Consider the following 22,337-nt stretch of genomic DNA (forward strand, 5'->3'; position numbering starts at 1 on the left):
CTAACGGACGGGCACGGTGGTGGTCACCGTGGCCTGGTCGATGTCGGACGTACGGGCGGTGACCCGCAGCTGCCACTCCCCCGACGCCGGCAGGTTGATCTCCCCGGTGGCGTGGTTGTCGGTCAGCGGCAGCAGCGGGATCTCGATCGGCTCGATCCCGGCCGACGGCAGGGCGATGGTGGCCCTCCACTCCACCACCGGCTGCGGCCGGTTGTCCGGCTGGTACGCGTACAGGTGCATGGAGTTGCTGCCCGGCCCGGCCGGGTCCACCTCCACCTGGAGGGAGTAGAGCGAGCTGGTGACCGTGGTGCTGAACAGGGTGCCGCCGGTCCCGGCGATGTCGGCTCCGGCGGTACGGGCCGGCGTGGTCTGCACCAGCGTGGCGGTGACCCCGAGCACCACCGCGGCGACCGCCAGCTCCAGCCAGAGCGCCCGGCGCAGCGGCCTCGGCCGGGCTGCCTCCCGCCAGCGGCGTACCAGGTGACGCGAGACCGCCGCCACCCCGACCACCAACGCGAACAGTGCGATCTTGGCGATCAGCAGCCGACCGTAGGTGGTGTCGACCAGCGCACCGGGGCTGCCCACCTCGATCAGCGCGTTGACCGTGCCGGCGAGCAGCAGGGCGACCACGGCGATCGCCGCCCACCGCGACCAGACCGGCAGGATCGCGGCCAGTTCCTGCTCCTCGGCCGAGCGCAGCAGGAACCCGGCGAGCACCACCAGTCCGCCCAGCCAGACGGCCATGCTGCCCAGGTGCACGGCGTCGGCGAAGACCGACAGCGGCGGGGCGGGCGAGGCCGCCGGGTGCCCGGCCAGCGGCCAGGTGAACAGCGCGGCGACGCCGAGGACGGCCAGGATCACCCGGTCCGCCCGGCCCTCCCGACCGGCCAGCAGCGGCCGGAGCAGGAACGCCGACGCGGCCAGCAGCCCGAGCCGGACCAGGTGGGCCAGGCCGAAGTCGCTGCCGAGCACGTCCCGCAGGCTCGCCCCGTCGACGTCGAGGAGCCCGCCGCCGGTGGTGTACGGCACCTGCGCCCAGAGCCCCGTCAGGGTGCCGACGACCACCAGCGCGAAGCCGATCCAGGTGACCCGGGCCGGCCCGGTGCGGGAGAGCCGCCGCGGCCAGAAGGCGGCGAGGATCAGCACCGGCCCGACCAGCAACAGCAGACCGGTGTAGGTGAGGTACTTGGCGACCTTGATGCTCAGGCCCACCGCCGGGTCGGCACGGCTGTCCGCCCCGGCGTCGACCGGCGGCGTCGACGGCGCGCCGACCGAGTAGGTGAACGCCCCGGAGACCGGGTGGCTGTCGGCCGAGATCACCCGGTAGCTGACCAGGTAGGTGCCGCGACCGCCCTCCGGGTCGACCGGCACGGTCACCACACCGCCGTCGAAGACCGGCCCGTCCCGGTCGACCCGTGACCCGTCCGGGCCGATCACCCGGATCTTGTCGGGAACCTGCCGGACCGACTCGCTGAACGTCAGCACCACCTCGGCCGGGGCGCTCTGCACCACCGCGGACGCGGCCGGGCTGCTGCTCACCAGCACCGCGTGCGCGCTCGCTGGCCCGGCCGGGACGAGCAGCAGGGCGACCAGGACGACCAGCAGGCCGACCCCGGCGGCCAGGCGGGCGAGCGGATGGACCGCGCCGCGACGGCGCGGGAGGGGTGTCGGAGCTGTCATGTGCGCAATGCTCGCCCAAGCCTGGGCACCCTGACGACCCAGGTCACCTCGGTCCCGCGACGGCGGGAGCGGTGAGCGGACGGTCGACCTGGCGGGTCGTGCGGCCGAGCGCCCAGAGCAGACCGGCCTGGACCACCGCGGCCAGGTGGCCGATCTCGTGCACCAGGGCGGTCGTCGAGTTGGCGATGTCCACCGCGCTGGTGCCCGCCAGGCAGACCGCGAGCACGAAGGCCACCGGCACGAACGCCTGCGCCCGCTCCGGCCGGTACGCGGCCAGCGCGAAGCCCACCGCCAGCGCCACGTCGAAGGAGGCCATCTCCCGGCTGGTGTGCGGGTCGACGGCCACCCCGAGGCCGGCGAGGAGGATCGGCAGCGCGATGGCCAGCTGGGCGGCCGCCGCCACCGCCACCGCCACCCGGAGCACCTGCCGGCGGGCCCGGACCGCCGCCGTGGCCGCCACCCGGGCGGCCTGCTCGTCGGCGGCCACCGCCGCCAGCACCGCGGCGGTCAGATCCGGGACGGCCACGGCCTGCACCCGGACCAGCCGGGTCACCTGTTCGGCGCGGGACAGCCAGCTCCGGCACCCGGAGCACGTGGAGGTGTGCGCGTCCAGCGTGGCCGGCGGCGTGCCCGGATCCTCGCCATCCAGCCGCGCCGACAGCGCCGCGCGTACGTCGTCGCATGTCATGGTGGGATAGTCGGTGGCCGGGCCCGGTTGGTTCCCGACGTGGCACACGCCATGGAAGTGCCGAAGGTCTCTGCCCGTTCCGTCATCGCCGCGTAACCTGGAGTGTCGTGATCCCCGCGCCCCTGGACGCCGCCGGGGTCGGCCGTCCCGCCGACACCCCGGCCGAGCCCGTGTGGGCGACGCCGGGCGACCCCGCCGCCCCCGGACCCGACCCGGCGACCCACTGGGCGCTCACCGCCCGCGACGGCGACCCGGTGGCACAGGCCGCGTTCGTGCGGCTCACCCAGGCCGAGGTGTGGCGCTTCGTCGCCGCGCTGATCGACCCGGACAACGCCGACGACCTCACCCAGGAGACCTACCTGCGGGCGTTCCGGGCGCTGCCGGCGTTCGAGGGACGGGCCAGCGCGCGTACCTGGCTGCTCGGCATCGCCCGCCGCACCTGCGCCGACCACCTCCGCACCGTGGTCCGGCGGCGGCGGCTCGACGAACGGCTCGCCGCGCAGGCGTACACCGACCGGCCGCACCCCGACCCCGCCGGGCACTTCGGCGCCGCCGACCTGCTCCGCCGGCTCCCCGCCGACCGACGCGAGGCCTTCGTCCTCACCCAGCTCCTCGGCCTGTCGTACGCGGAGGCGGCGGCGGTCGGGGGCGTGCCGGTGGGCACCATCCGGTCCCGGGTGGCCCGCGCCCGTGGCGAACTGATCGAGGCGGTCGGCGACGCCCTGGGCAGCTGAGCAGGAGGCCGGGCGGTGGGACGGGCGACGACGCGACGGGCGGCCGGCACCGACCGGACCGGCCGGCGGTCCATCGAATCCGGTGAGTTGGGTCACGAGATCGTCGTACGGGATCCCGCCCCGGAACTTCACGGCGGATCGGAGCGACCAATGACCGTGACCGCACCCCGCCCCCGGGTCATGAGCTGGCCCCTCCTCCGCCCCTGGCTCGCCGTCGCCGCCCGGCTCGGCCTCGCCGCGGTGTGGTTCGTCGCCGGCGGCAGCAAGGTCGGCGACCTGGCCGGCTCCGGGCGCGCCGTCAACGCCTACCAGGTCATGCCGTACGACCTGGCGATGGTCGTCGGCGCGGCGCTGCCCTTCGTGGAACTGGCGCTCGGCGTCCTGCTGCTCGTCGGACTGGCCACCCGGCTCACCGCCGGTGTGTCGGCGGCGCTGCTGGTGGTCTTCGTGGTCGGCATCGTCTCCGCCTGGGCGCGGGGCCTCGCCATCGACTGCGGTTGCTTCGGCGGGGGTGGCGAACTCGCCGCCGGCCAGAGCCCCGCCTACCTCCCGGAGATCCTCCGGGACCTGGGTTTCCTGGCGCTCGCCGGGTTCCTGCTGATCTGGCCACGCAGCCCCGTCTCGGTGGACGGGTGGCTGGCGGGCACACCGGCCACGGAGGACGAGGATGAGTAGTCGCAAGGGGCGGAAGGACGCCTCCCGGGTGGTCCGCGAGCAGCTCGCCCGGGAACGCCGGCGACGCCGCACGCTCTGGACCTCGGTGGCCGCCGTGGCGGTGCTGGTGATCGCCGGACTGATCGGCTGGAGCGTCTACGCCGGGCAGCGCTCCGACGAGTTCACCGCGCCGACCGGCGCGAACGACGCCGGCACCGGGATCGTGGCCGGCTCCGGACCGGTCACCGTCGACGTGTACGAGGACTTCATCTGCCCGGCGTGCAAGCAGTTCGAGCAGCTCAGCGGCCCCACCCTGGACACCCTGATCGACCAGGGCAAGGTCCGGGTGGTCTACCACCCGGTCGCGTACCTCAACCGCTTCTCGAGCACGGAGTACTCCACCCGCGCGTCGGCCGCCTCCGGCTGCGCCGCCGAGGGCGGCCGGTACCGCGAGTACGCCAAGGCACTCTTCGAGCGGCAGCCGCCGGAGGGCGGTGCGGGGCTCAGCGACGGCGAACTCACCGACATCGCCGTCGGGGCCGGCATCGACCGGGACGGGTTCGCCTCCTGCCTGCGGGAGGGGACCTTCAAGCCGTGGACCGAGCACGTCACCGAGGAGGCGAGCCGGGCCGGGATCACCGGCACCCCGACCGTCCTGATCGACGGCAAGCCGGTCGAGAACCCCACCCCGGACGCCATCACCGCGGCCGTCGAGGCAGCCGCCCGGTGATCCGGTCGCTGCTGCTCCGGGTGGGAGTTCCCCTGGTCGGGACGCTCGTCGCGCTGCTGGCGAGCGCCGCCCCGGCCACGGCACACGGCGCGGACGCCCCGAACGGCAGCGACTACCGGGTCGGGGTGACCGGGCTGGCCCCGGCCCGCGACGGGGTGGACGTCCGGACGGTGGAGGCGGGCGCGCGGCTGGAACTGCGCAACCACACCGACCGGACGGTCACCGTGCTCGGCTACTCCGGCGAGCCGTACCTCCAGGTGCGCCCCGACGGGGTGTACGAGAACGTCCGTTCCCCGGCGACGTACCTGAACCGGACCCTCGCCGGCGAGACCGCCGTGCCCGCCGACGCCGACCCGACCGCCGAGCCGTCCTGGCGGCGGATCGCCGACGAGCCGGTGGCCCGCTGGCACGACCAGCGGGCGTTGTGGCGGGAGGCCGGCCCGCCGCCGCAGGTCGGTGCCGCCCCCGACCGGGAACACCGGGTACGCGACTGGGTGGTGCCGCTGCGCGACGGCGAGGCCGCCGTGGAACTGCGCGGCACCCTGGACTGGGTCCCGCCGCCGGACCCGTACCCGTGGTGGGCGGCGGTGGCCCTCGGCACGCTCGCGCTGGGCGCGCTCGGGCTGGCCCCGGCCGGTACCCGGGCGGGCCGCCGGGCCCTGGCCGGGCTCGGCGCGCTGCTCGCCGTGGGCGGACTGGCGGCGGTCGCGGTCGCGGTCGGCCGGGCCCTCGACGCCGGGGCCGAGGGGGTCGGCGGACTGCTCGTCACCCTGTCGACCGGCCAGACCTGGGCCCTGATCACCGGCCTCGGCGCGGTGGCCGCCGGCGGCTGGGCGCTGACCCGGCACGCCGCCGCCGACTTCGGGCTGGCCCTGTCCGGCGCCTGCCTGGCCCTGTTCGCCGGCGTGACCAACGCGGCGGTGCTGGCCCGCTCGGTGCCCCCGGTGCCCTGGCCGGCCCAGCCCGTCCGGCTGGTGGTCACGCTGATCCTGGTGACCGGGGCGGGGGCGACCCTGGCCGGGGTGTTCCGGCTGCACGCCGCGAGTCGGGCGGTGACCGAGGCGACCACCCGCCGGCCGACCGGCATCGGGCACCTCCGACCCGAGCGGGCCGGATAGACGGCAAACGGGGCGACACGGCGCGTGGGGTCGCGCCCCGGCCCGGACGGCAAGCCGTAGGGTCTCGGGCATGACCACGCCGCACCGTCTCAGCCCCGGCGACCCCGCGCCGGAGTTCACCCTGCCGACCGACACCGGCGGCACGCTCTCCCTGAGCGACCTGCGTGGGCGCAAGGTGATCCTGTACGCCTACCCGGCCGCGATGACCCCGGGCTGCACGAAGCAGGCCTGCGACTTCCGCGACTCGCTCGCCTCTCTCCAGGCGGCCGGGTACGAGGTGGTCGGCATCTCCCCGGACAAGCCGGAGAAGCTGGCGAAGTTCCGCGAGCGCGACGCCGTCAGCTTCCCGCTGGTCTCCGACCCCGACAAGGCCGTGCTCTCCGCGTACGGGGCGTTCGGCGAGAAGCAGATGTACGGCCGCACCGTCACCGGGGTGATCCGCTCCACCTTCGTCGTCGACGAGGACGGCACGGTCGAACGGGCGCTCTACAACGTCCGGGCCACCGGGCACGTCGCCAAACTGCGGCGCGACCTCGGCCTGGACTGAAACCCCGCCGACCGTCACCCGGAGCGGGGCGTCCGTTCCGGGTGACGGGAACTGTCAGACCGGGCCCCTACCCTCCGTACGTGGTCCGGTACCGGTACACCCCGCAGGTGCTCGCCGACGCGGCGGCGCGCGCCCACAGCGTCACCGAGGTGATGCGTCTGTTGGGCGTTCGGGTCAGCGGCGGCTCGCACGCCCACATCAGCCGTCAGCTCAAGCGGTTCGGCATCGACACCTCCCATTTCACCGGCCGACCCCGAGGGCTGCCCGGTCCCCGACGCCGGGTTTCGTCCTCGACGCTGCTGGTGCGGCTGCCCGAGGGCTCTCGCCGCACGGCCGGCACCCGGCTCAGGTGGGCCCTGTCCGACATCGGCGTTGCGCAGCGGTGTGAGGAGTGCGGCGTCGGGACGACCTGGCGGGGCGCTCCGCTCACCCTGCACGTCGACCACGTCAACGGCGACTTCCTTGACAACCGTCCGCCGAACCTGCGCCTGTTGTGCCCGAACTGCCACAGCCAGACCGCCACGTACGCCGGCCGCAACCGCGGGCCCTCCCCGGTGCCCACGCCCGCCGGTGAACAGCCGGCCAACCATGACCCGGACTGGGCCGAGCCGCTCCGGCCACTCGATCCGGGCCAGGTCGAGGCCCTGGTGCGGCAGGTCACGGCCGGTGCGATGAGCGCGGTGGAGGCCGGTCGCCGGATTGGCTGCCACCGCAACCACGTCTACCGCCTCCGGCAGCGCCTCGAACGGACCGGCATGGTCGCACCGCAGCCACGGCTCGCCCGCGCGCCGGTGGTGGACCCCGCACTCGTGGTTCGGTATGCGCTGGCCCATCCCGACCTTGGCCCCCGGAAGCTCGCCGAGCTGATCCGGGTCGCCACCGGCGGACGGGACCAGCCCAGTCACGGCACGGTGTCGAACATCCTGCGGGCCGCCGGGCTGCACACGGCACAGGTGCGACGCACTAGACTCTCTGGGTCAGGCGGGAGTGGTGTAACTAGGCAGCCACGCAGGATTTAGGTTCCTGTGCCTTCGGGCGTAGGGGTTCGAGTCCCCTCTCCCGCACGAGCAACAGCCGGCCGGGCCTTCCGCGGCCCGGCCGGGCCCACGGCAGCCGAGCCGGCGGCGAGCGGCCGAGCTGCGGGGGCTTCCCGGCCGGGCCCGTCCCGACGTGCCCGTGCGGCCCGACCGGGTCGACCGACGGACACCCCCGTCGGGCCCGGGATCAGGGCGCCGACTCGACCCGCACCGGGTCGCCGACGCCGATCTGGCCGCCCGACACCGGGACGAGGTGGAGTCCGAACAGCACCTTCCGGTCGATGCGACGGTGTCGGGCCAGGGTGGGCAGAGGTTCGTGTCCGCGTACCCCGGTCTCCTGGTCGGTGGTGGTCACCACGCAGCGCTCGCACGACCCGGCGGCGCGGAAGGTGGCCCCTCCGATCTGCAGGGTCCGGCCGGCCCAGTCGTCCTCGACCCAGGCGGGCGCGCCCTCGACCACCACATTCGGCCGGAACCGGGTCATCGGCACGGGTGCCGCGCCCGTCTCGGCCAGCCAGCCGTTGAGCGCCTCCAGCGAGGCGGTGACGGTCAGCAGCAGCGGGTAGGCGTCGGCGAAGCTGACCTGGTCGCCGGTGTCGTGGGCGCGTTCACCCTCGGCGATGTGCCGGGTGGGCCGGGCGAGCCAGGTCAGCCGGACCGGCTGGTCGAGGACGGCGGTGAGCCAGGCGTCGGCGGCCGGACCGGCGGGGAGCGCGTCGACCGGCAGTTTCCGGTGCCGGAAGGTGCGGACCGCGACCGGGGCGGTGCCGGCCGGTTCCGGCACCTCCAGGTCGGGGCGGCCGGGGCCGCGCAGCACGAGTCCGCCGGGCCGGATGACCGGCCGCAGGGTGGCCAGCACCGGATGCTGCCGTTGGGTCACCCCGATCCCGTCGGCGTCGACGATCATCCACCGGCGGTCGCCGGCCAGGCCCCACGGCTCGACCGCGACCACGTCGTGGTCGAGCCGGTGGCAGCCCTTGACCGGGTACGTGTGCAGGGACACCGCCCTCACCAGGCGACGCCGATCCCGTCACCGGGGTACCAGTGGTTGAGCGGGGTCTCCCGGTAGGCGAGGAAGCGCCGGCCGGTGCGCTCGGCGTGTTCGGCGAGGACGTGCGTGACGGTGACGTTGTCGGTGAGCAGCATGGCGCCGGGCGCGAGCTTCGGCTCGACCGCGTCGAACTCCCGCTTCTCGTGGGCCTTGCTGTGGTCGCTGTCGTGCAGGAAGAGGTCGACCGGGCGGTCCAGGGCGCCGATGGAGGCGATGGAGTCGCCGATGACCAGGTCGACCACGTCGGACCAGGGCGCGGTGCGGGCCAGGTAACCGGCCTCGGGGTTGATGTCGAGGGAGGTGAGCCGGCCGGGGTGTCCCTCGGCGGCGTTGCGCAGCAGGGCGGCGGCCAGGACGCAGCTGCCGAGGCCCTTGTCCACCCCGGTCTCGACGACGTGCTGGGGACGGCGGGCCCGCACGATGGCGTACCAGCCGACGCGGCGGGCGTAGCGGACCTGACGGTCGGCGAGTCCACGCCGGGCGGCGCCCTGGGTGGACCGCTCGATGTGCCGGCGCAGGTTCTCGTCGTTCTCGATCTCCTGGATGTACGTCCTGATCTGCTTCACCGGGGTGTCGCAGACGACGCTGACGAACCAGGCGAGGTGGCTCTTGCTCAGCCAGGTGAGGTCGTAGGTGTAGTTGTGGTGCTCCCGGGAGGTCACCAGCCACCGGGCGGAGACCTTCAACAGCTTGGTGTCGTGCCGGGCGACCCGGACCAGCCGCTTGGGGAAGGCGGCCACCGGGGCGAGCGGGGTGCGGGCGATGGCCCGACGAAGCTTGGTTGCGTCCACGCAAGGGTTGTACCACCCACCCCCGGGGCGAGCGCCAGCACCAGTTTCCCGCTACCGGATCGGAACGGTCCGCGAAAGGGGGGCGTCGGCGGGCCGGCACGGCAGCCAGGAGGGCCACCACCTGCGGGTCCGGGTCCGGGAGGCGGTGGACCGGACGCGGTCGGCGGCTTCGGGGACGTGCGTCGGTTCTCCGTGACGTGTCTGCTGACAGCCCCGACCTCAGCCGGCGGCCTGGTCGCCGGTCGCCGTCGCGCGGCGCGAAGAGATGCCGGCTACCGCCGCTGCCCCCAGCAACAGGGCCGGGAGGATGAACCAGAATCCGATGCCGAGGCCGAGTACGAGGCCCCATACCAGCATGACCAGGGCCCCGACCACCGTCGTGACTCCGACAGCGCGGCCGGCCAGGTCCGCGACGAGGGGACCCACGGCCGCCACCACGGGCACGCCCAGCAGGTAGCCGGTGGAGGCGCCACTGTCCGCGACCGTGGACGGCAACAGCGCGACGGCGATCCCGGTCGTGGCGGCGAACGCAAGCAGTCTCAACACCCGGCCGACGACGTCGGGTACTGCGCGGTGCCTGCTCAGGTGCCTGAACGCTGCCAGGGCGATGAACAGCGCCAGAACTGCGCCCACTGTCGTGGCTACGGTCACCTCGGTGGCTCCTCTGTCGCGACGACGTCGGCGAGCCGCGCTTCGTACACGTGGACCGGCCACGTCTTCCGCAGGGAGTGCGCGAGCCGGCGCAGGTGTTCCTCCTGACGGTACGTGGCCATCGCGGACCTCACCTTGTAGGCCAGCGCTGCGTCCCAGGTCAACTGCTTGAACGAGATGCGCTCCACGCGGACCACCCACCACCGCTTGTTCTTCGGGTCTGCGGACAACCCGACTCCCCCGGCGGCGGCGACGGCGAAGGCCGCGCGGGCGATCATCGGGTCCGCCCCCTCGCCGTGATCGTCGAGTGTGGCCGTGCCACTGCCCGTCGCACCGCCCTCGCGCGCCAGCCGCTGGAAGGTCGACTGATCCGTACCGGCCGCACGTTCCAGGGCCAGATTAGCCTGGGCGGAGTCGGCGAACTCGGCCCACGCCACGTCGGCCTGTGCCACGTTCCCGAACAACCGGCGGTGCTCCTCGTACCAGGCGCGCGCTTCCCCGTCCGTGATGCTCTCGACGGCGAGGTCGGGAGCACTGCGCTGCTCCTGCGTGATGAGGGTGGCGATCTGGGCGGCCCTGGTCGACCCGCCGATGCGACGGCGGGCGGCTTCCCGCCCCAGCAGTTCGTCCCGGATCGCCCGCTCCAGCGCTTCGGGCCACGGACCGGAGTAGCCGCCTGCCACCAGCACCGCCGGCAGGGGGTTCTCCGGAATCAGTGCCCGGACCTGCTCGACGGTGACCGGTTGGCCGGCCACGGTGGCCAGCGCGTTCGGCGGCGGGTCCACGGAGCGGTCCGTGGACCCGCAGCCGGTCGTCACCAGCGCCAGCGCGACGAACGACACGGTGAGAAGAAGTCGCTTCATGGTTGGGGAGGACCGGCCTCTAACCGCACTGGTTCGTCGACCACAGGAAGTCGTCGTCAGCTTCCCAGTACTCGTCGCCGCACTCGCTGTCCCAGGGGTCCGTCGATCCGCCGTGGACCCGACCACAGCGGTCGTGGTCAGCGCAGTCGTAGGTGTAGCCGGTGATGATGAAGCATCCGCCACCGCACTTACCCATACAGTCGTACGAGGCCGGGCCGACATAGACGACCTCGCTCATCATGCAGTGGTCGCCCGCATCGTGAAGCACCCATTCGTTCACGTTGCATCCGGTGTACCAGATCCCGTCTTCGTTGCTCTCCTGACAGGCGGCGACCACCGCTTTCCGTTCCGCGCTGTTCTTCACGGTGGCGAAGGTGCCCTCCTTCAGGCAGGACTCCACCGCGACCGCACTTTCCGGGAGCTTCCGGTCACCGAACCGTTCCGCCGGACGGGGCACGTCCTGGTTGCCGATCCTGGTGCCGGGGGGCGCCTCGGCGAGGAGCATGGCGAGACGGATGGTCAGGTCCCGGTGCAACGGGATCGGGGCTTTCGTGGCACTGGCGGGTTCGACCCACGTCGACTCGAGGGCATTGGCGAAGGCGTCGAGCGCGAGGTTCTCGTCCGGCTGCAACGAGGCACCACCACCGGACCACCGGGCGGAGCCTTTCGCGTGGTCCTTGGTGGCCGTGAACGTCTTGCCGCCGACGGTCAGCGTCACCTTCGTCGACACGGCGCTCGTGGCCGCCGCCGCGAATTCGATCATCGTGGCCGAGCGGGCGAACGTGCCGGTGTCATGGTCGGCCGACGATGCGGTCACCCGGAAGTCGTTGCTGGCCAGCGGTTGCGCTGCCGGCGCTGCAGACGCTGCTGGCGTGGCCGATGGCGCGACCAGGACGAGCGCGGCACCGACAGCCAAGATCTTGAAGAGACGAAGAGGTGAGGAGGTCCCACGTCGCATGCATTCCCCCATCGAGTTTCGTGGGGTACGCATCAGGAGTGATCGCTCCTGCGATTGCCGGACGAAGCAACCGCCGTGATGGCACCCGCGCCGCCATTGGCAATATCGATGGTCGACTATGAATAGAACGGCTGTCAACACCCCACAGCACACCGGGGCGCGGGTGCCACCGGCAGGCGCCGCGGCGGCGAGCGGGGCGAGCCGGCCGGAACTGGGCAGAGGCGGCCGGGAGTGGGTGCAGGCGGGAACGGGGAGGCAGGGGCGGGAAGGCAGGGGTGGCGAACCCTTGCCTGCTGAAATATTTCTTGCATAGAGTCACGGTGTGAATGAAACCGCCACCATCGGGGCCACGCCGAGCGACCGCCTGCTGGATCTCTTCCACGGCGTCCGGCTCACCCCGACCCAGCGGCGGATCGCGCACTGCCTGGTGCAGCACGCCGGCTCGGTGGCCTACCTCTCCGCCGCCGAGATCGCCGAGCTGGCCGGGGTCAGCCAGCCGTCGGTGACCCGGTTCGCGGTCGCGCTCGGTCACGACGGCTACCCCGCGTTGCGCCGCCGGCTGCGGGAGCTGGCCGGCACCGGTGCCACCGGCACGGCTGCCGGGGAGAACGAACTGCAACGCGCGGTACGGGCCGAGATCGGCAACCTCGACCGGCTCGCCGGCCAGCTCGCCGACCGGGAACGGATCGCCGGGGCCGGCGCGCTGCTGGCGGCCAGCCGTCCGCTGCCGGTGCTCGGCCTGCGCGCCGCCGCGCCGCTGGCCGCGTACTTCGCGTACTTCGCGGCGAAGGTGCACCCGGACGTACGGGTCCTCGACACCGGTGGCAGCCTGCTCACCGACCGCCTCGAGCAGGCCGCCGTGGCCGGCGCGGACGCGCTGCTGGCCTTCGTCCTGCCCCGCTACCCCCGGGAGACGCTGGACGCGCTGCGGGCCGCCCGGGACGCCGGGCTACGGGTCGTGGCGATCACCGACTCGCCGGTGAGCCCGGCGACCGAGTACGCCGACCTCGTGCTGCCCGCAGCCGTCGGCACCGACCTGGTCTTCGACCTGCACACCGCCCCGATGGCCCTGGCCATGGTGGTGCTCCAGGCGATCTGCGACGCCGCGCCGACCGACACGCAGGCCCGACTGGAGGCGTTCGAGGCGTCCGCCGCCCGCCGACAGTTGTTCCTCGGGTGAGAGGAGATCCGACGATGTACCAGCCCGTTCGTGCCGCTCGCGGCACCGAGCGCAGTGCCCGGGGATGGCCGCAGGAGGCCGCCCTGCGGATGCTGATGAACAATCTCGACCCGGAGGTCGCCGAACGTCCCGAGGATCTGGTGGTCTACGGCGGCACCGGGAAGGCCGCGCGGGACTGGCCGTCGTACCACGCGCTGGTGCGCACCCTGACCGAGCTGCGCGACGACGAGACGATGCTGGTCCAGTCCGGCCGGCCGGTCGGCGTGCTGCGCACCCACGAGTGGGCGCCCCGGGTACTGCTGGCCAACTCCAACCTGGTCGGCGACTGGGCCACCTGGCCGGAGTTCCGCCGCCTGGAGCAGCTCGGCCTGACCATGTACGGGCAGATGACCGCCGGTTCGTGGATCTACATCGGCACCCAGGGCATCCTCCAGGGCACCTACGAGACGTTCGCCGCGGTCGCCGCGAAGCTCGCCGGGGCCCGTGGCGACGGGCAGCCGCTGAGCGGCGGCAGCCTGGCCGGGACGCTGACGCTCACCGCCGGTTGCGGCGGGATGGGCGGGGCGCAGCCCCTCGCGGTGACCATGAACGGCGGGGCCTGCCTGATCGTCGACGTGGACCGGTCCCGCCTGGACCGCCGGGTGCGCGACCGCTACCTGGACGAGGTCGCCGACTCCCTGGACGCCGCGGTCGAGCGGGTGCTCGCCGCGAAGCGGGACCGCCGGGCGCTCTCGGTCGGCGTGGTCGGCAACGCGGCCACCGTCTTCCCGGAGCTGCTGCGCCGGGGCGTCGACATCGACATCGTCACCGACCAGACCAGCGCGCACGACCCGCTGTCGTACCTGCCGGAGGGGGTGGAACTGGCCGACGCCCGCGCGTACGCGGCGGCCAAGCCGGCCGAGTTCACCGACCGGGCCCGCGCCTCGATGGCGAAACACGTCGAGGCGATGGTCGGTTTCCTCGACGCCGGGGCGGAGGTCTTCGACTACGGCAACTCGATCCGGGGCGAGGCGCAGCTCGGCGGGTACGCGCGGGCGTTCGACTTCCCGGGCTTCGTGCCCGCGTACATCCGGCCGCTGTTCTGCGAGGGGAAGGGCCCGTTCCGGTGGGCCGCGCTCTCCGGCGACCCGGCCGACATCGCCGCCACCGACCGGGCGATCCTCGACCTCTTCCCGGAGAACGAGTCCCTGGCCCGGTGGATCCGGTTGGCCGGGGAGCGGGTCGCCTTCCAGGGCCTGCCGGCCCGGATCTGCTGGCTCGGCTACGGCGAACGCGACCGGGCGGGCGTGCGCTTCAACGAGATGGTCGCCGCCGGCGAACTCTCCGCCCCGGTGGTGATCGGCCGGGACCACCTGGACTGCGGCAGCGTCGCCAGCCCGTACCGGGAGACCGAGGCGATGGCCGACGGCTCCGACGCGATCGCCGACTGGCCGCTGCTCAACGCCCTGGTCAACACGGCCAGCGGGGCGTCCTGGGTGTCCATCCACCACGGCGGCGGGGTCGGCATCGGCCGCAGCCTCCACGCCGGTCAGGTCTGTGTCGCCGACGGCAGCGCGCTGGCCGGACAGAAGATCGAGCGGGTGCTCACCAACGACCCGGCGATGGGCGTCATCCGGCACGTCGACGCCGGCTACGACCACGCCCACGAGGTCGCCGCCCGCACCGGGGTGCGGGTCCCGATGGCCGAGCGGTAGGAGGGCCCTTGTTCACCGAAGACGCCAGGCAGGGTTCCCCTGCCAGCACCGCCCGCTTCCGCGAGCTGTGGGACGAGATCGCGCCGATCGGGCGGGACCCGCGTACCGGCGGCTACCTGCGGTACGCGTTCGGCGAGCCGGAGCGGCGGCTCCGGGAGTGGTTCCGCGAGCAGGCCGAACGGCGGGGCATGCCGGTCACCGACGACGGCAACGGCAACCTCTTCGCCCGCTGGGGCGACCCGGCGGCCGGGGGCGCGGTGCTCACCGGCAGCCACTTCGACTCGGTGCCGCACGGCGGGGCGTACGACGGGCCGCTCGGCATCGTCAGCGCCTTCCTCGCCGTGGACGAGTTGCGGGCCGCCGGGATCACGCCGGAGCGGCCGGTCGTGGTCGCCGCGTTCGTCGAGGAGGAGGGGGCCCGGTTCGGCGTACCGTGCCTGGGGTCCCGGCTGCTCACCGGGGCACTCCCGCCGGAACGCGCGGCCGACCTGCGCGACGCCGACGGGATCGGCTTCGCCGAGGCGCTCGGCGACCGGCCGGCGGGCGCCCGGCCGGATCTGCTCGCCGGGTTCGCCGCCTTCGTGGAGCTGCACGTGGAGCAGGGCCGGGCGATGGTCGACCGGGACGCGTCGGTCGGCGTGGCGACGGCCATCTGGCCGCACGGCCGCTGGCGGTTCGACGTCACCGGCGAGGGCAACCACGCCGGTACGACCCGGATGGCCGACCGCCGCGACCCGATGCTCACCTACGCGTTCACCGTGCTGGCGGCGAACAAGGAGGCCCGGTTGCGCGGTGCGCACGCCACCGTCGGGCGGGTACGGGTCGAACCGAACGCCACCAACGCGATTCCGGCCCGGGTGACCGGGTGGCTGGACGCGCGGGCCGCCGAGGAGGGCACGCTCGCCGAGCTGGTCGAGGCGGTACGCGTCAAGGCGACCGAGCGGGCCCGCCGGGACGGCACCGAGGTCACCCTGACCGAGGAGTCGGCGACGCCGCTGGTCGGTTTCGACGCCGACCTGGGTCGGCGGCTGGCCGCGCTGCTGGCCGCGCCGACGCTGCCCACCGCGGCCGGGCACGACGCCGGGGTGCTCGCCGGTCACCTGCCGACCGCGATGCTCTTCGTCCGCAACCCGACCGGGGTGTCGCACTCGCCCGCCGAGTCCGCCTCCGACGCCGACTGCGCCGCCGGGGTGACCGCCCTGGCCCGGGTACTGGCGGAGCTGACCTCCCGGGCCGCGAACGACGACCTTGCCGGCCGCACCGACCGGAGCGGGGCGGCGACATGACCACCGCCCGCTGGCTCGCCCAGTACGCCTGGCTGCCCGGCGCCGCCGAACCCACCGCCGACGTGCTGATCGAAACCGTCGACGACCGGATCACCACGGTCACCCCGCTGGCCGGCCGGACCCCGCCCACCGCCGGGGTCGAGGTGCTGGACGACGCGGTCCGCCTGCCCGGGGTGACCCTGCCCGGCCTGGCGAACGCCCACTCGCACGCGTTCCACCGGGCCCTGCGCGGACGGACCCACGACGGGCGGGGCGACTTCTGGACCTGGCGGGACCTGATGTACACGGTCGCCGACCGGCTCGACCCGGACAGCTACCTGGCGTTGGCCCGAGCCGTCTACGCCGAACTGGCGCTGGCCGGCGTCACCTGCGTCGGCGAGTTCCACTACCTGCACCACCGCCCCGACGGCGGCCGGTACGACGACCCGAACGCGATGGGCGCGGCGCTGGTGGAGGCCGCGGCGCAGGCCGGCATCCGGATCACGCTGCTGGACACCTGCTACCTGACCGCGACGGTGGACGGCCGGCCGCTGACCGGCCCGCAGCGCCGCTTCGGCGACGGGGACGCGACCCGCTGGGCGGACCGGGTCGAGGCGTTCGCCCCGGCCGGCGCGCACGCCCGCGTCGGCGCGGCGGTGCACTCGGTGCGGGCGGTCCCCGCCGACGGACTCGGCACGGTCGCCGGGTGGGCGCGGCGGCACGACGCGCCGCTGCACGTGCACCTCTCCGAGCAGCCCGCCGAGAACGACGCCTGCCGGGCGGTGCACGGACGCACCCCGGCCCGGCTGCTCGCCGACCACGGGGTCCTCGGTCCGGCCACCACGGCCGTGCACGCCACCCACCTGACCAGCTCCGACATAGTCCTGCTCGGGGCCAGCGGCACCGGCGTCTGCCTCTGCCCGACCACCGAGCGGGACCTCGCCGACGGCATCGGGCCGGCCCGCCGGATGGCCGAGGCGGGCAGCCCGCTCAGCCTGGGCAGCGACAGTCACGCGGTCGTCGACCTCTTCGAGGAGGCCCGCGCGGTGGAGTTGGACGAGCGGCTGGGCAGCCGGCAGCGTGGCCACTTCACCCCGGCGGCGCTGTGCGACGCGGCGACCGTGACCGGGCACGCCGCGCTGGGCTGGACCGACGCGGGACGGATCGCCCCGGGCGGGCGGGCCGACCTGGTCACCGTCCGGCTGGACAGCGCGCGGACGGCCGGCGTACCCCCGGTGGGGGTGTTCTTCGCGGCGACCGCGGCCGACGTCACCCAGGTCGTCGTGGACGGTCGGGTGGTGGTCCGGGACGGCCGGCACACCACCGTCGACGTGCCCGCCGCGCTGGCCGACACCATCCAAGCGGTGATCAGCAGGTGAGCGTGAGGAGTGAGCCGGGTTTGCGAGCCCCGCAGTCGCGAACAAAGGACGGCACCCCATGACGAGCCTGCTGATCGACAACATCGGGGAGCTGGTCACCAACGTGGCCGGCACCGGCGAGGGCGGTCGGCTCGGCATCCGCCGCGACGCGGCGATCCTGGTCGAGGAGGACCGCATCGCCTGGCTCGGCCCGGCCCGGTACGCCCCGGCCGCCACCCGGCGGATCGACGCCGACGGCGCGGCGGTGCTCCCCGGTTTCGTGGACAGCCACGCCCACCTGGTCTTCGCCGGGGACCGGGCCGCCGAGTTCGCCGCCCGGATGGCGGGGCAGCCCTACACCGGGGGCGGGATCCGGACCACGGTGGCGGCCACCCGCGCCGCCTCCGACGACACGCTGCGCGACACGGTGCGCCGGCTCCGCGCGGAGGCGCTGCGCCAGGGCACCACCACCATCGAGATCAAGAGCGGGTACGGCCTGACCGTCGCCGACGAGGCCCGCTCGCTGCGGATCGCCGCCGAGGTGACCGGGGAGACCACCTTCCTCGGCGCGCACGTCGTCCCGGCCGAGTACGCCGACCGCCCGGACGACTACGTCGGGCTGGTCTGCGGGCCGATGCTGCGGGCCGCCGCCCCGTACGCGAAATGGGTCGACGTGTTCTGCGAGCGGGGCGCGTTCGACGCCGACCACGCGCGGGCGATCCTCACCTGCGGGCAGGCCGCCGGCCTCGGGGTGCGGCTGCACGCCAACCAGCTCGGCCCCGGCCCGGGGGTCCAGCTCGCGGTGGAACTCGGGGCGGCCAGCGCCGACCACTGCACCCACCTGGACGACGCCGACGTGGACGCGCTGGCCGGGTCCGCCACGGTGGCCACCCTGCTGCCCGGCGCGGAGTTCTCCACCCGGTCGCCGTACCCGGACGCGCGCCGGCTGCTCGACGCCCGGGTCACCGTGGCGTTGGCGACCGACTGCAATCCCGGTTCGTCGTACACGTCGTCGATGCCGTTCTGCGTGGCGCTCGCCGTGCGCGAGATGGGCATGACCCCGGCGGAGGCGGTCTGGGCCGCGACCGCCGGCGGCGCGCGGGCGCTGCGCCGCGACGACGTGGGCGTCCTCGCCCCCGGGGCGCGGGCCGACCTGATGATCCTCGACGCCCCGTCCCACCTGCACCTGGCCTACCGGCCGGGGGTTCCCCTGATCCGCCAGGTCCTGCACAACGGAGTTCCGCGATGAGCAAGCAACAACCCCGTACGCACCAGCCCCGACGCTCCGCCAGCCGGGACGGGGTGACCTCGTGAGCGTCGTGACCGTCCAGCCCACCGGCGTCCGTCCCGCCGACGTGCTCGCCGTGGCCCGGGGCACCGCGAAGGTCGTCCTCGACCCGGCCACGGTGGACGCGATGGCCACCAGTCGGGCGATCGTGGACGGCATCGAGGCCTCCGGCCGCCCGGTCTACGGAGTGTCGACCGGCTTCGGCGCGCTGGCCAACACGTTCGTCGCGCCGGAGCGACGGGCCGAACTCCAGCACGCGTTGATCCGTTCGCACGCCGCCGGGATCGGTGCGCCGATGCCCCGCGAGGTGGTACGGGCGATGATGCTGCTGCGGGTGCGGTCGCTGGCCCTCGGCCGCTCCGGGGTCCGGCCGCTGGTCGCCGAGGCCCTGGTCGACCTGCTCAACCACGACGTCACGCCGTGGGTGCCCGAACACGGCTCGCTCGGCGCCTCCGGTGATCTCGCCCCGCTGGCCCACTGCGCGCTGGTGCTGCTCGGCGAGGGGTGGGTGCTCGGGCCGGACGGCGGGCGGCTCCCCGCCGCCGACGAGCTGCGCCGGGCCGGGCTGACCCCGCTGGCGCTGGCCGCCAAGGAGGGGCTGGCGCTGATCAACGGCACCGACGGGATGCTCGGCATGCTCCTGCTGGCCATCCACGACGCCGCCCACCTGTTCACCATGGCCGACGTGACCGCCGCGCTGGCGATCGAGGCGATGCTCGGTTCGGAACGGCCGTTCCTGTCCGAGCTGCACACCATCCGCCCCCATCCGGGGCAGGCGACCTCGGCGGCGAACATCCACCGGCTGCTCCAGGACTCGGCGGTGATGGACTCGCACCGGGACGACCTGGCGCACGCGGTGCAGGACGCGTACTCGATGCGCTGCGCCCCGCAGGTGGCCGGAGCGGCCCGGGACACCCTGGCCTTCGTCGAGCAGGTCGCCGCCCGGGAGCTGGTGTCCGTGGTGGACAACCCGGTGGTGCTGCCGGACGGCCGGGTCGAGTCCACCGGCAACTTCCACGGTGCGCCGCTGGGCTTCGCCGCCGACTTCCTCGCCATCGCCGCGTCCGAGGTGGGGGCGATCGCCGAACGTCGGGTGGACCGGCTGCTCGACGTGACCCGTTCCCGGGACCTGCCGGCGTTCCTCTCCCCCGACGCCGGGGTGAACTCGGGGCTGATGATCGCCCAGTACACCGCCGCCGGGATCGTCGCGGAGAACCGAAGGCTGGCCGCCCCCGCCTCGGTCGACTCGCTGCCGACCAGCGGAATGCAGGAGGACCACGTCTCGATGGGCTGGGCGGCCACCAAGAAGCTGCACACGGTCCTGGACAACCTGACCAGCCTGCTCGCGGTGGAGCTGCTCTCGGCGGTACGCGGACTGCAACTGCGCACCCCGCTCGTCCCCTCCCCGGCCGGTCGGGCGGCGATCGCGGCGCTGGGCGGGATCGCCGGGGAGCCCGGCCCGGACGTCTTCCTCGCCCCGGTGATGGAGGCGGCCCGCGAGGTCGTCCGGAGCCCGCAGCTGCGCACCGCGATCGAGCGGGAGGTGGGCCCACTGGGCTGAGCGCCGGCTGGTGGCTGGTGCTGCTCGGCGCGGGGGTTCACCCGGTGCCGAGCAGGGCGACGGCGATCAGTACGGGCACCGCGCCCACGGTGGACAGGAGGATCGCGTCCCGGGCCAGCCCCACGCCCCGGCCGTAGCGAACCGCGTAGACGAAGACGTTCTGGGCGGTCGGTAGCGCGGCGGTGATCGTGCAGGCCAGCACCACCGGCTGCGGCAGCCCCAACGCGTACCGGGCCACCAGGTAGGCCACCGCCGGCTGGAGCACCGTCTTGAGGAACACGGCGAGCCGGACCTCCCGCCCGTTCTCCCCCGAGCCCGGCGCCGGGGCACCGTGCAGCGACAGCCCGTACGCGAGCAAGGCGGCGGGCACCGCCATCGCCGCGACGAGTTCCACCGGCCGCAGCACCGGTTCCGGCGGCAGCCAGCCGGTCAGCGCGCAGGCCACGCCGAGCGCGCAGGCCACGGTGACCGGGTTCGCCAGCGGCTGCGCCATCGTCCGGGCCAGCGACCCCCGGGTGCCGGTCGCCGTCTCCAGCACCGCGAAGGCGATCGGCGCCATCACCACGAGTTGGAACATCATCACCGGCACGACCACCGAGGCGTCGCCGAGGACGTACACGGCGACCGGGATGCCGATGTTCGCCGCGTTGACGTACGACGAGGCGAGCGCCCCGATGGTGACCTCCGGCGCGGGCCGGCGCCACCAGAGCCCGGCGACGGCGGCGAACACGGCCGCCACCACGGCGGTGCCCGCCACCGTGACGACCATGGCCGAGGAGACGACCGCCAGCACGTCGGCGCGGGCCGTGGTCAGGAACAGCAGCGCCGGGGTGGCCACGAAGAACGCCACCCGGGACAGCACGGTCGACGCGTCCGGGCCGAGCGTGCCGCGCCGGCCGAGCAGCCAGCCGACCGCGACGACGGCCAGGATGACCGCGAAGCCCGTCAGGACACCCGGCACGTCGTCCCTTTCCCTTCCGCCGGCGTCCTACCCGCCAGCGCCGGGGTCCGGCCCCCGCCGGCAGCGGCCGGGTCGGCAGGTCAGGGGGCGGGCGGCAGCACCTTGGCGACCAGCTTGGCCAGGTCCCGCAGGGCCTTGCCCCGGTGGCTGACCGCGTCCTTCTCCGCCGGGGTCAGCTCGGCGTTGGTCCGGCTCTGCCCGTCCCCCAGGAAGATCGGGTCGTAGCCGAACCCGCCCTCGCCGCGCGGCGCGCGCAGCAGCCGGCCGGTCTGACGGCCGTCGACCAGGTGCTCCTTGCCACCGGGCAGCACCAGCACCACGGTGCAGACGAAGGCCGCCCCCCGGTGCTCGTCCGGCAGGTCGGCGATCTGGTCGAGGACCAGTTGCAGGTTCGCCCGGTCGTCGCCGTGCCGGCCGGCCCAGCGGGCGCTGAACACCCCGGGCATGCCGTTGAGGGCGTCCACCGCGATCCCGGAGTCGTCGGCGATGGTGGGCAGACCGGTGCGCCGGCAGCCCTCCCGCGCCTTGATCAGCGCGTTCTCGCCGAAGGTGAGGCCGGTCTCCGGCAGCTCGGGGTAGTCCTCGACGTCGTCGAGGCCGAGCAGCGCGATCCGGTGCGCGCCCAGCGCACCGTCGAGGATCCGCTGGAGTTCGACCAGCTTCTTCCGGTTACGGGTCGCGAGCAGGACCTTGTTCACGCTGGACCACCTTTCGTCGCCGTCTGCGGGGCCCGGCGGCCCGTTCCTCGCGCGCTCACCGGCCGAGGGCCTCGCGCTGGGCCGCGGCCAGCTGCGCGCACCCGGCGACGGCCAGGTCGAGCAGGGCGTCGAGCTGCGACCGGGCGAAGACCCCGGACTCGCCGGTTCCCTGCACCTCGACGAAGTCACCGGTGCCGGTGCACACCACGTTCATGTCGACCTCGGCGGTCACGTCCTCGTCGTAGGCGAGGTCGAGGCGGGGCTCACCGTCGACGACGCCGACGCTCACCGCGGCCACCGACCGGTGCATCACCTTCTCCGGCTTGCCGGCGAGCGCCTTGCGCCCGGAGAGCCAGGTGACGGCGTCGTACAGGGCGACGTACGCGCCGGTGATCGCGGCGGTGCGGGTGCCCCCGTCGGCCTGGAGGACGTCGCAGTCGAGCACGATGGAGTTCTCGCCGAGCGCCTTCAGGTCGACGCAGGCGCGCAGGCTCCGGCCGACGAGCCGGGAGATCTCGTGGGTCCGCCCACCGACGCGTCCCTTGACGCTCTCCCGGTCCGAGCGGGTGTGGGTGGCCCGGGGCAGCATCGCGTACTCGGCGGTCACCCAGCCGAGGCCGGAGCCCTTCCGCCAGCGGGGCACCCCCTCGGTCACGCTGGCCGTGCAGAGGACCCGGGTGCTGCCGAACTCCACCAGGACCGAGCCCTCCGGGTGGGTGCTCCAGCCCCGGGTCAGGGTCACCGGTCGGAGTTGATCGGGCTGGCGCCCGTCAGGTCGTGCCATGCAGGCACTCTATGCGGTGCCGTGATCGGACTCTCCCGGGGTCTCC

22 protein-coding genes and 1 tRNA gene are annotated in these 22,337 nt (G+C 74.2%); 13 read left to right on the forward strand and 10 right to left on the reverse strand.

All coding sequences use genetic code 11. The annotated features are described in order from the left end of the window. Both AB0F58_RS20560 and AB0F58_RS20565 read right to left on the reverse strand, forming a co-directional pair. Positions 1-1,680, reverse strand: a complete 1,680-nt coding sequence (locus AB0F58_RS20560; RefSeq protein ID WP_357145035.1) for a copper resistance protein CopC — start codon at positions 1,678-1,680, stop codon at positions 1-3. Between the two features lie 43 nt (positions 1,681-1,723). Next, positions 1,724-2,368 (reverse strand): zf-HC2 domain-containing protein, encoded by a 645-nt coding sequence (locus AB0F58_RS20565; protein WP_357145038.1) that lies wholly within the window; start codon positions 2,366-2,368, stop codon positions 1,724-1,726. A gap of 170 nt (positions 2,369-2,538) precedes the next feature. Here AB0F58_RS20565 and AB0F58_RS20570 point away from each other — a divergent pair, with 170 nt between their 5' ends. From AB0F58_RS20570 to AB0F58_RS20600, 7 genes are all read left to right on the forward strand, one after another. Continuing rightward, entirely contained in the window at positions 2,539-3,102 is a 564-nt protein-coding gene (locus AB0F58_RS20570; protein ID WP_357145218.1) for a sigma-70 family RNA polymerase sigma factor, read from the forward strand. 150 nt (positions 3,103-3,252) lie between these two features. Further along, positions 3,253-3,777, forward strand: a complete 525-nt coding sequence (locus AB0F58_RS20575) for a MauE/DoxX family redox-associated membrane protein (RefSeq protein WP_357145041.1) — start codon at positions 3,253-3,255, stop codon at positions 3,775-3,777. Beyond that, positions 3,770-4,486, forward strand: a complete 717-nt coding sequence (locus AB0F58_RS20580) for a thioredoxin domain-containing protein (protein ID WP_357145043.1) — start codon at positions 3,770-3,772, stop codon at positions 4,484-4,486. The genes AB0F58_RS20575 and AB0F58_RS20580 overlap by 8 nt, the downstream gene beginning before the upstream one ends. Further along, complete coding sequence (locus AB0F58_RS20585; RefSeq protein WP_357145046.1) at positions 4,483-5,604, forward strand: hypothetical protein; 1,122 nt, start codon at positions 4,483-4,485, stop codon at positions 5,602-5,604. The genes AB0F58_RS20580 and AB0F58_RS20585 overlap by 4 nt, the downstream gene beginning before the upstream one ends. Before the next feature lie 70 nt (positions 5,605-5,674). Continuing rightward, positions 5,675-6,151, forward strand: coding sequence for a thioredoxin-dependent thiol peroxidase (gene bcp, locus AB0F58_RS20590; RefSeq protein ID WP_357145048.1), 477 nt, complete (start codon positions 5,675-5,677; stop codon positions 6,149-6,151). An 80-nt stretch (positions 6,152-6,231) separates the two neighbouring features. Continuing rightward, a complete protein-coding gene (locus AB0F58_RS20595; protein ID WP_357145050.1) occupies positions 6,232-7,170 on the forward strand; it encodes a hypothetical protein in 939 nt (312 codons plus the stop codon). Next, positions 7,133-7,215 (forward strand) — tRNA-Leu (locus AB0F58_RS20600). Before AB0F58_RS20595 ends, AB0F58_RS20600 begins: the two co-directional genes overlap by 38 nt. A 160-nt stretch (positions 7,216-7,375) precedes the next feature. Here AB0F58_RS20600 and AB0F58_RS20605 read toward each other — a convergent pair. The 5 genes from AB0F58_RS20605 to AB0F58_RS20625 form a co-directional block, all read right to left on the reverse strand. Beyond that, positions 7,376-8,200: an MOSC N-terminal beta barrel domain-containing protein gene (locus tag AB0F58_RS20605; protein WP_357145053.1), complete on the reverse strand. Its 825-nt coding sequence runs from the start codon at positions 8,198-8,200 to the stop codon at positions 7,376-7,378. Continuing rightward, entirely contained in the window at positions 8,197-9,030 is an 834-nt protein-coding gene (locus tag AB0F58_RS20610; protein WP_357145056.1) for a class I SAM-dependent methyltransferase, read from the reverse strand. The genes AB0F58_RS20605 and AB0F58_RS20610 overlap by 4 nt, the downstream gene beginning before the upstream one ends. A 219-nt stretch (positions 9,031-9,249) precedes the next feature. Then, positions 9,250-9,681 carry a hypothetical protein gene (locus tag AB0F58_RS20615; RefSeq protein WP_357145060.1) on the reverse strand — a complete coding sequence of 144 codons (432 nt, stop codon included), beginning with the start codon at positions 9,679-9,681 and terminating at the stop codon, positions 9,250-9,252. Next, positions 9,678-10,544 (reverse strand): peptidylprolyl isomerase, encoded by an 867-nt coding sequence (locus AB0F58_RS20620; RefSeq protein WP_357145063.1) that lies wholly within the window; start codon positions 10,542-10,544, stop codon positions 9,678-9,680. The genes AB0F58_RS20615 and AB0F58_RS20620 overlap by 4 nt, the downstream gene beginning before the upstream one ends. Before the next feature lie 19 nt (positions 10,545-10,563). Continuing rightward, positions 10,564-11,460 (reverse strand): hypothetical protein, encoded by an 897-nt coding sequence (locus AB0F58_RS20625; RefSeq protein ID WP_357145067.1) that lies wholly within the window; start codon positions 11,458-11,460, stop codon positions 10,564-10,566. A gap of 364 nt (positions 11,461-11,824) precedes the next feature. Here AB0F58_RS20625 and AB0F58_RS20630 point away from each other — a divergent pair, with 364 nt between their 5' ends. The 6 genes from AB0F58_RS20630 (at position 11,825) to hutH (ending at position 19,848) form a co-directional block, all read left to right on the forward strand. After that, positions 11,825-12,682, forward strand: a complete 858-nt coding sequence (locus AB0F58_RS20630; RefSeq protein WP_357145070.1) for a MurR/RpiR family transcriptional regulator — start codon at positions 11,825-11,827, stop codon at positions 12,680-12,682. A gap of 14 nt (positions 12,683-12,696) precedes the next feature. After that, a complete protein-coding gene (hutU, locus tag AB0F58_RS20635; protein WP_357145073.1) occupies positions 12,697-14,376 on the forward strand; it encodes a urocanate hydratase in 1,680 nt (559 codons plus the stop codon). A gap of 8 nt (positions 14,377-14,384) precedes the next feature. Then, positions 14,385-15,662 carry an allantoate amidohydrolase gene (locus AB0F58_RS20640; protein WP_357145076.1) on the forward strand — a complete coding sequence of 426 codons (1,278 nt, stop codon included), beginning with the start codon at positions 14,385-14,387 and terminating at the stop codon, positions 15,660-15,662. Next, on the forward strand, positions 15,659-17,020 hold the full coding sequence (locus AB0F58_RS20645) for a formimidoylglutamate deiminase (RefSeq protein ID WP_357145079.1): 1,362 nt from the start codon (positions 15,659-15,661) through the stop codon (positions 17,018-17,020). Before AB0F58_RS20640 ends, AB0F58_RS20645 begins: the two co-directional genes overlap by 4 nt. Before the next feature lie 58 nt (positions 17,021-17,078). Beyond that, on the forward strand, positions 17,079-18,248 hold the full coding sequence (hutI, locus tag AB0F58_RS20650) for an imidazolonepropionase (protein WP_357145082.1): 1,170 nt from the start codon (positions 17,079-17,081) through the stop codon (positions 18,246-18,248). Positions 18,249-18,309: 61 nt separating this feature from the next. Continuing rightward, positions 18,310-19,848 (forward strand): histidine ammonia-lyase, encoded by a 1,539-nt coding sequence (gene hutH / locus AB0F58_RS20655; protein WP_357145085.1) that lies wholly within the window; start codon positions 18,310-18,312, stop codon positions 19,846-19,848. A 37-nt stretch (positions 19,849-19,885) separates the two neighbouring features. On the opposite strand, the gene AB0F58_RS20660 is transcribed toward hutH, so the two are convergent. The 3 genes from AB0F58_RS20660 to rph form a co-directional block, all read right to left on the reverse strand. Further along, positions 19,886-20,809: an AEC family transporter gene (locus tag AB0F58_RS20660; RefSeq protein WP_357145088.1), complete on the reverse strand. Its 924-nt coding sequence runs from the start codon at positions 20,807-20,809 to the stop codon at positions 19,886-19,888. Between the two features lie 80 nt (positions 20,810-20,889). Continuing rightward, a complete protein-coding gene (gene rdgB, locus AB0F58_RS20665) occupies positions 20,890-21,507 on the reverse strand; it encodes an RdgB/HAM1 family non-canonical purine NTP pyrophosphatase (protein ID WP_357145091.1) in 618 nt (205 codons plus the stop codon). Between the two features lie 55 nt (positions 21,508-21,562). Continuing rightward, complete coding sequence (rph, locus tag AB0F58_RS20670) at positions 21,563-22,291, reverse strand: ribonuclease PH (RefSeq protein ID WP_357145094.1); 729 nt, start codon at positions 22,289-22,291, stop codon at positions 21,563-21,565. Between the last annotated feature and the right edge of the window lie 46 nt (positions 22,292-22,337).

The organism is Micromonospora sp. NPDC023956, from assembly GCF_040639195.1.
Taxonomy (GTDB): Bacteria; Actinomycetota; Actinomycetes; order Mycobacteriales; family Micromonosporaceae; genus Micromonospora.

Bases quoted from the DNA above. Each gene is read 5' to 3' on its own strand.
- AB0F58_RS20560 (WP_357145035.1), bottom strand. From the start codon at position 1,680: ATGACAGCTCCGACACCCCTCCCGCGCCGTCGCGGCGCGGTCCATCCG.
- AB0F58_RS20565 (WP_357145038.1), bottom strand. From the start codon at position 2,368: ATGACATGCGACGACGTACGCGCGGCGCTGTCGGCGCGGCTGGATGGC.
- AB0F58_RS20575 (WP_357145041.1), top strand. From the start codon at position 3,253: ATGACCGTGACCGCACCCCGCCCCCGGGTCATGAGCTGGCCCCTCCTC.
- AB0F58_RS20580 (WP_357145043.1), top strand. From the start codon at position 3,770: ATGAGTAGTCGCAAGGGGCGGAAGGACGCCTCCCGGGTGGTCCGCGAG.
- bcp (WP_357145048.1), top strand. From the start codon at position 5,675: ATGACCACGCCGCACCGTCTCAGCCCCGGCGACCCCGCGCCGGAGTTC.
- AB0F58_RS20620 (WP_357145063.1), bottom strand. From the start codon at position 10,544: ATGAAGCGACTTCTTCTCACCGTGTCGTTCGTCGCGCTGGCGCTGGTG.
- hutU (WP_357145073.1), top strand. From the start codon at position 12,697: ATGTACCAGCCCGTTCGTGCCGCTCGCGGCACCGAGCGCAGTGCCCGG.
- AB0F58_RS20645 (WP_357145079.1), top strand. From the start codon at position 15,659: ATGACCACCGCCCGCTGGCTCGCCCAGTACGCCTGGCTGCCCGGCGCC.
- hutI (WP_357145082.1), top strand. From the start codon at position 17,079: ATGACGAGCCTGCTGATCGACAACATCGGGGAGCTGGTCACCAACGTG.
- rph (WP_357145094.1), bottom strand. From the start codon at position 22,291: ATGGCACGACCTGACGGGCGCCAGCCCGATCAACTCCGACCGGTGACC.